Below are 11,180 nucleotides of genomic sequence, written 5' to 3' on the forward strand. Positions count from 1 at the left end.
GTCAATTACCTAATTTTCAGGGAAAAAGTCCCTGAATTTACCCCTGATCACTCCCATATCTGGTACTTTTTGAGGGGAAAAAAGTCCAAAAGTCTTATCCAACAAGGTTTTTAGATTTATTCAGCAAGCCCTACTTAGGGTTTGCGGCAAAAAGTACGGGCGAAGCATTCGGATAGAAAATCTACGTTTCACCGATAGGTTATTGCCCGAATGCTTCGCCCCTAGGGACTTCCAGAGAATAAAATACCCAACAAAAAAATAGAAAAGTGTTTTTTTGAAAAAGTAATTATTTTTGTCTAGGAAAACAAAGAGTCTCCCATTACAACCTATTTTTCCGAAAAAATAGGCAGCACAAACTCTTATACTTCCGAGCTTTTTCGAGTATAACAAGGACAAGTTAAAGAATCAAAGACAGTTTTTAGCTAACCATCTTAGTTAACTACAAACTAGGTCTTATCATAATAGATATCAATAAACCATTGTCCCAAATCGGGAAAGTCTTGATTCGTTGATTCTGTGAGACGTTCGATTTTTTCTTCGATTTTTTCCCTGGCTTTTTTAGTAAGCTTTACTCCTTTTTCATAAGTTTCAGTAATCAACTTAACAATCGGGTGTTTTCCTTTCCAAGTCATAGTTTGGGCGAATTTCAAAGCCGTTTCGATTTCATCTAAAATACTCCCATTCCAATGGTTTTCTAACACAGCCCAGGTTCGTTCAATAGGATTATATTTACTATGGTAAGGGGGATAGTAAGCTAAACGTATATTAACTTGATATTTTTGGGAAAACTCAACTATACGTTTCATGAACTGAGTTCGTCTCGAATTATTTTCTGGGCCATTATCTTGATTAATTATCAAAGTTTTAATTTTCTCAAAACGAGATTTTTCCGACTCCCAGAAATCTTCTAATATATCAACAATAAAGTCACTGGTGACTGTGGAGGCAGTGAAATACAAAAACAACTCATCAAATTCTGGAATAAATATTCCGTAAGGGGTTAGGGTTGTTTTCGGATTAAAATCATGATCGTTTGTTTCGACAGTTATTCTATTCTTACCTCCTCGATCAAATAGTCCAATATTAACACGGGCTTTGGCATCCAAACTAAGACGTAACATCGTAGGGTCTTCATCCGCTTCCCGATTAATGTTAGCTAATTCCTCAAAGATTGCCTCGGTTTCTGGAATTTTTTTTGAGGTAAAACTTTAGCGACTCTTTTCAGACGATAACCTAAGTTATTTAATTTAACCCGAATAGTTTCCTCGCTCGGTAAATCCTCATCACTGTACCCATATTTAGAGATTAATTGCTTTCGGACTTCGGCCGCACTCAGTCTCACATAAAGCCTTTGGCTTTTAAAACTTGGGTCAGTTTGGCTTTGAGAATCCACTAAACTTTTGATGTTTTCCAAGAGAAAAGGTAAATGTTCTTCTGCTTTTTTCCGCCCCTTAGCTGAATGATTATCAACACAAATAATACCTCTTTTTAGTTCTTTAATTCCTTTACGAATAGTAGTTCGATTCCAGCCTAACTCCTGTGCAGCAAGGGTTTGTCCCCCATAGCCTAATTCTAAGACTGTTTGGGCCATGAATCTTCTTTTAGCTGCACCTTTTAATTGAAGTGCAGTTTCACTGAGCAATTTCTTGAGGGAATCAGTTAATTCCATATACACTTACAAAGAAAAACTTGATTAATAATGTACAGGATTAATTCTACTACAAAATTGGAAGGAGGAGGCAACCATCGACCCCTACCTCCTACACTCCGAGAATGATTATTATTCTTGAGCATGAATAGTTTATTTTTTGGAAGTCCCCTACAGGACACGGGCCGATGAAGACGCAAGGTGTTGAAGCACGATTCTTTCAAAATCTTGCACCTGTTTCACGAGAAAAGCCACAAAACCCTTACCTTGCCTACATTTCACATTTATTCAGCAAACCCTACTTAATCCCAACCTTGGCGAGATTTTACAATTCCCGACGACCTTCTAAAGCTCTCGCTAGGGTTACTTCATCAGCGTATTCCAGATCGCCGCCCATGGGCAACCCAAAAGCGATACGGGTAACTTTAGTGAAGGGTTTCAGTAAACCCCCGATATACAAAGTCGTGGTTTCTCCCTCGACACTGGGACTGATAGCTAAGATAACTTCCTGAATTTTTTTCTGGCTGACTCTGGTGACTAAAGACTGTATATTTAATTGATCCGGTCCAATGCCATCCATAGGCGAGATAACACCGCCCAAAACGTGATATTTGCCCGAATATTCCCTAGTTTTCTCCAAAGCAATCACATCTCTGGAGTCAGCTACCACACAGATAGTCCCCGTTTCCCGGTTAGGATTGCGGCAAATTTCGCAGATCGGTTCGGCCGAAAGATGAAAACAAACCTGACATAATCCTACTTGTTTTTTGGCTGCCACGATCGCCTGGGCCAATTCGATCGCATCTTGTTCCGGTCGTTTGAGAATATACAGGGCCAGACGTTGGGCGCTTTTGGGTCCCACCCCGGGTAATTTTTGTAACTGCTCGATCAAACGAGCTAAAGGCGGTGTATAAATAGCAGTTAATCCTCTTATCAGTTATCAGTTATCAGTTATCAGATTTGAGTTTTCAAGTGAGCAGTGTTACATGGAAGTTTCCTGCTGTCTTTTCACTGCTCACTGATCAATGATTAAGACCTTTTTGGTAAACGGACATCGATAACACTGGTGTTAAAATTATAATTATCTCCTTCTAACTCGATTAAAGTGCCAATTTTCACCTTTTGACCGCCAACAACCGCACCAGTATCTGTAACTTCCGCTTGACCACTGAGAGTCATAATCATATCTTGAGAATAGTTTTCTGTGCGAGGATCGGGTAGGACTTTCACGCTACCATCCGGCTGCGGAACTAAGACATTTCTCGATAAAGGTTTAACATTTTTTATATCCACTTGACCAGCCGGTTGATTACGAATAACAATATTAGTTTTCTTCTCGGTATTGAATTGATTAATCAAAGCATTGGGATTGAGAACACTTAAACCCCGGACAATAACATCCACTTCTATGGGTTCTTTGGTAACTTGAGCGATCGTACTTTTACCACTCGTCCCCGGGACAACAAAAATCCCGATAATTGTCAATAAAATTACTAAGGCCGCTCCAATATCAAGCAAGCTAAATTTACCGAATAAACGTCCTTTTGAGTCTAATAATTTCATAAGCGGTTCACTATAAAATTTTGGGGAGAAGGGAACAGGGGAACGGGGTGATGGGTAGGGTTGATTCATGAATCAACCCTACTATGAATCAACCCTAGGGTGATGGGGGATGGGGAGAAAATACAAATAATCTCCTATCTCCTGTCTCCTGTCTCCTGACTCCTGAATCCTGCCTCCTAACGGCTAGTAAATTCTATCACGATCGGAATCTTGGTCGCGGACAGGAAGTCTGACTTAAGATAGAAGATCGGAGTCTCACACGGAGCGATCGATAGACAATGGCGGGTAAAACTCAACTTAAGAAACAAGAAAAGCAATTATCTCCAGTGGATCTGACCCCTTCTGACGGTAACAACCTCGAAAAAGTTGCCCCCGTTAAACATTGGTCGATCGAAGATAGCGAAAATCTCTATCGCATCCAAGGCTGGGGAGAACCCTATTTCTCGATTAATGCCGCGGGAAATATTACCGTCTCGCCCCAGGGAGAAAGGGGCGGTTCTTTGGACTTATACGAGTTAGTTTCGGCGATTAAGCGGCGGAATATCGGTTTACCTTTGCTAATTCGGTTTAGTGATATTTTAGAAGACCGGATCGAGCGCCTGAATGCCTGTTTTAACCGAGCGATCGCCCGTTATAATTATCCCAATGTCTATCGCGGTGTCTATCCGATCAAGTGCAATCAACACCGTCACATCGTCGAGTCTTTAGTGCGTTTTGGTAAACCCTATCAATTTGGGTTGGAGGCTGGTTCAAAACCAGAGCTAATGATTGCTTTAGCTACCCTAGAACCAGCCTTAAACGGCAAAAATGACAAAACACAACCACTGCTAATTTGTAACGGCTATAAGGACAAAGAATACCTGGAAACTGCCCTGTTGACCACTCGTCTCGGTCATCGGCCTTTGATTGTCATCGAACAATTGGAAGAATTATATTTAACCCTGCGCGTCAGTCGTCAGTTAGGAATTGCCCCTCATTTGGGAGTGCGTGCGAAACTGGGGACAAAAGGGGTGGGCCGTTGGGGATGTTCCACGGGAGACCGGGCAAAATTCGGTTTAACCGTCCCGGAAATCTTAACGGTGGTGACGGAATTAGAACAAGCGGGGATGTTAGATTGTCTGCAACTGCTGCACTATCATATCGGGTCGCAAATCTCCGCTATTAGCGTCATTAAGGATGCCATTCGCGAAGCTAGTCAGATTTATGTGGAATTAGCGAAATTAGGAGCAAATATGACCTATCTCGATGTGGGGGGTGGTTTAGGGGTCGATTACGATGGCTCAAAAACTAACTTCTACGCCTCAAAAAACTACAATATGCAGAATTATGCCAATGATATCGTGGCCGAGGTCAAGGAAGCTTGTGAAGATGCCCAGATTTCACCCCCAATTCTCATCAGTGAAAGTGGCCGGGCGATCGCTTCTCATCAATCGGTGTTAGTCTTTGATATCTTGGGAAGTAGTGAGGTTCCCCAAAACCCTCCCGATCCCTGCAATGGGAAAGAACACCTCATCCTCCGTAATCTCTGGGAAACCTACACGGGTATCGATGAGCGCAATTATCAGGAAGCTTATCACGATGCGGGACAGTTCAAAGAGGAGGCGATTAGTCTGTTTAATTTCGGTTATCTCAGTCTCAAGGAACGAGCTAGAGCCGAACAATTGTACTGGGCTTGTTGTCACAAAATTCTGCAAGTGGCCCGACAACAGGATTATGTTCCCGATGACTTGGAAGACTTAGAGCAAATTATGGCCTCAATTTATTATGCCAATCTCTCGGTTTTTCAGTCAGTTCCCGATAGTTGGGCGATCGATCAACTATTTCCAATTATGCCGATCCATCGTCTTGATCGAGAACCTACCCAAAGAGGGATTCTCGCCGATTTAACCTGTGATAGTGACGGGAAAATTGCCCAGTTTATCGATTTGCGCGGGGACGTAAAATCAGTTTTAGAATTGCATCCGTTGGAGTACAAAAACGGTAAACATTCTCCAGAACCTTATTATCTAGGAATGTTTCTGGTGGGTGCTTATCAAGAGATTATGGGCAATTTACATAATCTTTTTGGCGATACTAACGTGGTACATATTCAGATGAGTCCCAAGGGGTACGATATCGAGTATCTAGTCAAAGGAGATACGATCACGGAAGTATTAGGTTATGTGCAGTATTCCGCAGAAGACCTGTTAGAAAAAATTCGTCTTCGTTGTGAACAAGCTTTGCAGGAAAATCGCATGACTGTGGAAGAATCCCAATTACTACTACAGGATTATGAACGCAGTTTGCGACGTTATACCTATCTAGTGGGTGGGGATTGATGATTGCTCTTGCCGATCGAGTAATCGATCGAGGATGATAGAAAATAGACAAAATAGATAGGCAGTAAGGGGAAGCAGTGGAAAAGGGAACGCTGGTAGAATTTCGCGTCCAAGGAGAAAGGCGCTTAGGGGTGATCGATCGCCCAGAAGGTAAAAAAGATTGGATCGTCATCGATCAGGGGGGAAACCCGCATAAACTGCGTCCCCAACGCTTCGATTACATTATCAAAGCAGGTCCATCCAACTATAAAGAGATTGGCAATTTTCTGCGGGAAGTCCAACCCTATCTAGATGCTAGTGGTTTAGAAGTGGCCTGGGAATTATTAGCCGGGGAAAATCAGTTAGTCACTCCCGAAACCATGGCCGAGATTCTCTTTTCCGATCGCGGTCCGCAGTTTTGCTATGCGGCCCATTGTCTCTTGAGTGATGATAAAGTTTATTTTAAAAATAAAGGGGATGGTTACGAGGCCCGATCGGAAAATCAGGTAGAGGAAATCAAACACCAGCTAGAGGTGGAACAACAGCGTCAACGGGAAAAAAGCCAATTTCTCCAACGTCTCCAACAGTCCTTGGCCGGTGAAACGGTAGAATGGTCAGAAAGCGATCGAATTCGTCTGGAATCTCTAGAAAAATTTATCCTCCAACCCGAACAAAAATATCCAGCAGCCATGGACATACTCTCGCTGCTGGGCCGTTCCCAAACCCCCGAGGCCGCTTTTGAATTGTTAGTCGATTTGAAATGGTGGAGTAGTCACGAAAACCTTTTCCTGCGACGCAGTTCCTACCCCGTTCAATTCTCGAAAAAGGTACTTGATGTGGCGCGTCTTAATTTACTCAATCCCCCTGCGGATGTGGATGTCAACAATCGTCTCGATTTAACCCACCAAAAAATTTATACCATCGACGATGAAAGTACCGAGGAAATCGATGACGGATTATCGGTGGAAATGCTCGCGGATGGTGGTCATCGTCTCTGGATCCATATTGCCGATCCTAGCCGTTTAGTGCTTCCCGATGATGAATTAGACCTAGAAGCGCGTCGTCGCAGTACCAGTCTCTATCTTCCCACGGGAATGGTTCCCATGTTTCCCCTAGAGTTGGCCGCCGGTCCAATGAGTTTGGTACAGGGTAAACTTTGTCCCGCATTGAGTTTTGGGGTAATCCTCGATGAAACGGGGGCGATCGCCGATTATCGGATCCATCCTAGTACAATTAAACCTACCTATCGCCTCACCTACGAAGATGTGGACGAAATGTTACATCTGGATCTGCAGCATGAACCGGAAGTAAGGATTCTCAACCGTTGGGCAAAACAACGCCACGCATGGCGCAAATCTCAGGGATCGATTAACATCCAAATGCCAGAATCATCCATTAAGGTGAAGGATAACGACGAAATTATCGTAGAATTGCAGGAAGTTTCCCCATCTCGGCAATTAGTGGCGGAAATGATGATTTTAGCTGGAGAAATCGCCGGTCGCTACTGTCAGGAACACGAGATCCCCGTGCCTTTCCGTGGACAACCACAACCGGAATTACCCCCCGATGAGGAGTTAATTTTACTACCTGCGGGCCCGGTGCGTTCCTGTGCCTTGCGTCGCTGTATGCCGCGCAGTGAGATGACGACGATTCCTAACCGTCATGCTAGTCTGGGATTGAATACCTATTCCCAAGTAACTTCGCCAATTCGCCGTTATACTGACCTTTTGACCCATTTTCAACTAAAAGCCCATCTCCGGGGCGATCAACTGCCTTTTACCCGGGATAGAATGCAGGAAATTCTCTATAGTGTCGCTAGTTCGGCCCAAGAAGCCACCTCGGTGGAACGACAAACTAATCGTTATTGGAGTTTGGAATTTTTGCGACGACAGGGAGATCAAGTCTGGCAAGCTTTGGTGTTGCGCTGGCTGCGGGAAGAGGAAAATTTAGGCTTGATTTTATTGGAGGAATTGGGGTTAGAATTACCCCATCGTTTTGAGCGATCGGTATCTTTAGGCGATCGCTTTCAAGTACAAGTTAGTCGCTCTGATCCCCACCGCGATGAGATCCGTTTTCGCGAATTATCGGGTTTTGTCTCTTCCCAAGCAAGTTAATCTCTGGCGGAGTCAGGAGTCGGTCGTCAGTAGTCAGTCCCGATGCCAAAGTTGGCACCGCCAAGCCTGAAAATATGATGGCCTTCAATTAAGGCTAAGACAAAAAGGTTGTTCCCTCAATAGATATTTCTAGCCTGAGAGTCAGTCGAACCAGGATACCCAGAGGCATCGCCAATTGTCGCTACCAACCCTTAACAAGGTCAAGGGGCGTTGCTGATTTGAGCTATGAATCTTCTTCTTGTGGGATTTTTAAAACCTAGACCCAAACTAACTTTTGGATACGATGCACAGTTGGCATTCATACCTTGATTCAGCAACGCCATGCTTCTTAGCTTATTGTTATTTCTGGTTTAATTTGCGTTTGCAGAATGCTCCGAAACCAAATAAACCGAATCCTAATAAACCAAAGAACGGAGAAGGTTCTGGTACTTGTTCTGTGGTACGGCCGAGAATACGAATATTCGACAGTACCGGACTTTCGCTGCCAACCGTCCCGCCGCGTTTGAGGGTTGCCTTGACATCAAGGTAACGACCTAACAAGCTAAGGGCATCGCCGCTATTATAAGTTGTGTAAGGCAGGGATATGAGTGCGACTGGATCGTTAGAGGCACGAGCTTCAAGGATAATTTCCGCACCTGCTGGTAGGTAAGCGGCTGCCTCCGTATTCCAGAAAATTTTCAGCCATTCCTGTCCGGTGATACCGCTATCCGTCACCGATCGCCAGAAGCCAGACGGATTGGTGACACCACCAGATACGGAACCAGTCATGTCACTGTAGTTATAAGGAGTCGCACCTGGACCGAGATCGATGGTCAGATCAACCGCGTTTGTCAACGGGTTAATTCGCATCACACTATTCGAGCTGAAGTTAGTGACCCAAACTTTACCATTAGAATCAACGGACAAGCCTGTTGGTGTGGCCCCAACACCAATTGTGTTTAAGATAGTGCCGTCGTTGGCAAGTCGCGTCACGGTATTACTACAAGTGCCAGCTACCCAAATATTGTTGTCGGGCGTGACTGCTACCCCGCGATTGCAGGTGGAAGGGGTAGGAATTGTCAGTTCCACCGCACCAGTGAGTCCATTAATCCGTTGGATGGAATTATCCGTCCAGTTACTCATCCAGATATTGCCGTTGCCGTCGATACCTAGACCGTAGGTTAGTCGATTTAGAGTATTGAGTACCTGGGTTACGCCTGTTGCTGGGTCGTGCCGTACTAGCGCATTTGCACTTAAACTGGCAGACCAGAGGACTCCATTGCCATCCACAAGTCCGCCATAACCTCCTACTCCAACGTTAAAGCTATTTTTTGGGGTTGGGGTACCGCTGGGAATGGGAACGCCTGTTGCTCCATCGTACAATTGATGTTGACTGTTACCGAAACCGCCGACCCAAACATCGTTGTTGGCATCAATTGCCACTGTCCTGGCATTTGTGCCAGTAGTCCTGACATAGAGAAGAAGTGCATCATCTACTGCGGTTGAGGTTCCCCCATTGGTGTCCGCACTCCCAGTATTCGTCCAAGGTAAGACATTAAAGGTAGAACCGTTCCAAATCCCGCTTGAAGTTGTCGCCCCAGTACCTGGATTGGCAGAGATTTTCACCACTGAGCCTAGACCGCCAGATGCCTCAGCCCGGTTGGTAACCCAGACGTTACCATCAAGATCGACTGTCGTTCGGGAGGGGTCCCTACCCATCCCATCGGGGGCGGTGTAATACTCTCCCAGAACGGCACCGTTTCCGGCGGCACTTTCCGCCAGCGAGACTACACCATCGGGATCTACGTGGTCAGTATCGATGCGGACGGCAGTACCCCGACCGGAGAGAGCAACCCAGATGTTGTTGAACTGGGTGACGAGCGCCGGATTTAGTTGTAGTTGGTTGTTTCCGGGGGGTCGGTTGTTCGTGTCTGGCGGATTAGGATTGTAGTTCAGATTGGTGAACGTTCCCATACCCCAGTCAGCATCGTTAGTAAAGATCAGTTCGCCTGTTAGGGGGTTGAAGGCGGCTGCGTTTGCGGGAACTGCTATCGCCCCTGTGAGAGTGAGAGCGAGGGCAACTCGCCAGGGAAGTTTCGTTTTCTTGACTCGTTTGGTTGTTGCTTTCATTGCTACCTTGTTGAAGATTTGAGTAAAAAATTAGGTAGGTCAGTAAAACAGCAAACGGCGAACTCAAGTGCTTTTAAAATAGCCATCAGCCTTACCTCATTCTTAATCGTTGGCTGTCTTTACTTAATACCACCTCCCTTTGTTTTAGCAGGTGTCCTACTCCGCAGCATCTCTCTTTACAATTCTTCACCTTGGTACAAGAAGAACCCTCTAAGTCATATTTACTATATAGAATCCATTTGGTATCTTAGGATACAGCTAATCGTCGTAGTAGAAGTCGAAGAAAACAGAGATGAATTTTGGTAGTGGAGTGTTGTAAAGTGCGCTCAAAATTTTTGACTAAAGATTTGCAGCGTTCCATCCAAGATTACTTCTTTCTGTGCGTTACTCAACGGATTTAGCATAAAATGTTAGTATCTGGCAGTTAAAAGAGCCAAAAACTTCTGCATAATCCCAACGTATGACCATAACAATACGATTTGATTTGCCTATTAATATCTCGGAATCTCTCCATTCACAAGCAGAAGAACAGGCTAAGATAGCATATATCATTACATTGTTAAAATATGGAGAAATTAGTAGTGGGATAGCTGGCAGGCTATTGGGAATCTCTCGTTTAGAAGTTCTCGAACTTATGGGTCAATATGGGGTTGCCATCTTCCCCGACCAAAATCGAGAAGAGTTAGAACAAGAGGTTACAGAAACCCTGCAATTATTAGAAGATTCTCCCCCGTGATTATTGTCTCTAATACCACTCCTTTAAGTGAGTTAGCTAAAGTTGGTCAACTTAACTTACTCCAAAAACTCTTTGGCAAAATTATCATTCCCCAAGAAGTTTATAATGAAGTCACCACAGGAAATCATCGGGTTGCTTTGGTTGTTCCTGCTGCTCAGTGGATTGAGGTATTTACCCTTCAATCTCCCGCTCAATTATCACAATTGCAAATTCAGTTTAAACTAGATTTGGGTGAAGCGGCTACAATTATCTTGGCAGAAGAATTAAAAGCGAATCGAGTCTTAATAGACGAAAAATTAGGAAGAAAAGTCGCTCAGTCTAGAAATTTGCCCGTAACTGGAACAATTGGACTTTTATTAATCGCCAAGAAGAAAGGAATTATTATTGAAGTTAAACCCATTTTAGAGCAGTTTTTGAGTCAAGGTAAAAAAATTAGCCCAATTCTTTATCAAGAAATATTAGGAATGGCTGAAGAAAGCTAGAAATTAATTCCACACAGAAACCAGAAGAGCCAGAATTTTATCGATAAATGGGAGCCAGTGCGGAAAACTTATTCGATCAAAAGCTCTAGAAAGCGGCTCTTCGTTACCCTTTATGCTAAATCAACAGACAAGATGCCAAGATAACATACTTCTAACCCAAAAATTCCGAAAGTTTCTAAAGCCATAGCCTCTCCGTTTTATTAGTTTAAGTTTATTGTTGATTCCCTCGAC

General features: G+C 44.1%; 9 protein-coding genes. 4 read left to right on the plus strand and 5 right to left on the minus strand.

Annotated features, from left to right (window positions below):
* Nucleotides 1–446 precede the first annotated feature (446 nt).
* The 3 genes from O9295_RS23965 to O9295_RS23975 all read right to left on the minus strand — a co-directional run bounded on the left by O9295_RS23965 (nt 447) and on the right by O9295_RS23975 (nt 3,211).
* Nucleotides 447–1,669, minus strand: a protein-coding gene (locus O9295_RS23965; RefSeq protein ID WP_288035835.1) for an ISAzo13-like element ISMae28 family transposase whose coding sequence is annotated in 2 segments (ribosomal slippage) — nt 447–1,189 and nt 1,189–1,669 — 1,224 coding nt in all. Because the reading frame shifts where the segments join, the coding sequence is not laid out codon by codon here.
* Between the two features lie 304 nt (nt 1,670–1,973).
* Nucleotides 1,974–2,564 (minus strand): recombination mediator RecR, encoded by a 591-nt coding sequence (gene recR, locus O9295_RS23970; protein ID WP_043999193.1) that lies wholly within the window; start codon nt 2,562–2,564, stop codon nt 1,974–1,976.
* Between the two features lie 113 nt (nt 2,565–2,677).
* Nucleotides 2,678–3,211, minus strand: coding sequence for a DUF4330 domain-containing protein (locus tag O9295_RS23975; protein ID WP_004162552.1), 534 nt, complete (start codon nt 3,209–3,211; stop codon nt 2,678–2,680).
* 278 nt (nt 3,212–3,489) lie between these two features.
* On the opposite strand from O9295_RS23975, the gene speA reads away from it, so the two are divergent.
* Both speA and O9295_RS23985 read left to right on the plus strand, forming a co-directional pair.
* Complete coding sequence (gene speA, locus O9295_RS23980; RefSeq protein ID WP_288035837.1) at nt 3,490–5,529, plus strand: biosynthetic arginine decarboxylase; 2,040 nt, start codon at nt 3,490–3,492, stop codon at nt 5,527–5,529.
* A 77-nt stretch (nt 5,530–5,606) separates the two neighbouring features.
* The gene (locus O9295_RS23985) at nt 5,607–7,622 is read left to right on the plus strand and encodes a ribonuclease catalytic domain-containing protein (protein WP_288035838.1); all 2,016 of its coding nucleotides are present in this window, start codon (nt 5,607–5,609) and stop codon (nt 7,620–7,622) included.
* A gap of 339 nt (nt 7,623–7,961) precedes the next feature.
* On the opposite strand, the gene O9295_RS23990 is transcribed toward O9295_RS23985, so the two are convergent.
* Entirely contained in the window at nt 7,962–9,731 is a 1,770-nt protein-coding gene (locus O9295_RS23990; protein ID WP_288035839.1) for a Vgb family protein, read from the minus strand.
* Nucleotides 9,732–10,191: 460 nt separating this feature from the next.
* Here O9295_RS23990 and O9295_RS24000 point away from each other — a divergent pair, with 460 nt between their 5' ends.
* The gene (locus O9295_RS24000) at nt 10,192–10,467 is read left to right on the plus strand and encodes a UPF0175 family protein (protein WP_502846522.1); all 276 of its coding nucleotides are present in this window, start codon (nt 10,192–10,194) and stop codon (nt 10,465–10,467) included.
* Complete coding sequence (locus tag O9295_RS24005; RefSeq protein WP_288035841.1) at nt 10,464–10,949, plus strand: PIN domain-containing protein; 486 nt, start codon at nt 10,464–10,466, stop codon at nt 10,947–10,949. Before O9295_RS24000 ends, O9295_RS24005 begins: the two co-directional genes overlap by 4 nt.
* A gap of 120 nt (nt 10,950–11,069) precedes the next feature.
* Here the strand turns inward: O9295_RS24005 and O9295_RS24010 are convergent.
* The coding region (locus tag O9295_RS24010; RefSeq protein ID WP_071784045.1) for a transposase at nt 11,070–11,180 on the minus strand (111 nt) is incomplete at its 5' end.

This window comes from Microcystis sp. LE18-22.4A, from assembly GCF_027531105.1.
Taxonomy (GTDB): domain Bacteria; phylum Cyanobacteriota; class Cyanobacteriia; order Cyanobacteriales; family Microcystaceae; genus Microcystis; species Microcystis aeruginosa.

Bases quoted from the DNA above. Each gene is read 5' to 3' on its own strand.
- O9295_RS24000 (WP_502846522.1), top strand. From the start codon at position 10,192: ATGACCATAACAATACGATTTGATTTGCCTATTAATATCTCGGAATCT.
- O9295_RS23990 (WP_288035839.1), bottom strand. From the start codon at position 9,731: ATGAAAGCAACAACCAAACGAGTCAAGAAAACGAAACTTCCCTGGCGA.
- O9295_RS23975 (WP_004162552.1), bottom strand. From the start codon at position 3,211: ATGAAATTATTAGACTCAAAAGGACGTTTATTCGGTAAATTTAGCTTG.
- speA (WP_288035837.1), top strand. From the start codon at position 3,490: ATGGCGGGTAAAACTCAACTTAAGAAACAAGAAAAGCAATTATCTCCA.